The organism is Paenibacillus sp. 32O-W (assembly GCF_007679495.1).
Classification (GTDB): domain Bacteria; phylum Bacillota; class Bacilli; order Paenibacillales; family NBRC-103111; genus Paenibacillus_L; species Paenibacillus_L residui.
Genome location: NZ_VEGP01000179.1, coordinates 1 through 419, shown reverse-complemented (window position 1 = coordinate 419; position 419 = coordinate 1). Strand labels below are relative to the sequence as shown.

The following is a 419-nucleotide window of genomic DNA, read 5'->3' as shown; positions in this document are numbered from 1 at the left end:
GATATCGATCTGGAGAATCCGTTATCGTCGGACGATCTGGCGAAGATTGAAGCGGAAATGGAGAAGATCGTAAAGGAAAATCTGCCGATAGAGCGGCGGGTAGTGAGCCGTGAGGAAGCGCTGCGGATTTACGAAGAGCTGGAGGATCCGCTGAAGCTGGAGCTGATCCGGGATTTGCCGGAGGATTCGGTCATTACGATCTATGATCAGGGAGAATTTTTCGACCTGTGCCGGGGTCCGCATCTGCCTTCGACAGGTAGAATCAAGGCGTTCAAGCTGCTGAGCGTGGCGGGGGCATACTGGCGGGGCGATTCGAAGAACAAAATGCTGCAGCGCATATACGGCACGGCATTTCCGAAGAAGGCGCAGCTTGATGAGCATCTGCACCTGCTGGAGGAAGCCAAGAAGCGCGATCACCG

Annotated in this window: 1 pseudogene; it reads left to right on the top strand. The window is 55.1% G+C overall.

What is annotated here, in order from left to right:
- Nucleotides 1–419: pseudogene (locus tag FS806_RS25345) on the top strand (threonine--tRNA ligase); the annotation flags it as partial.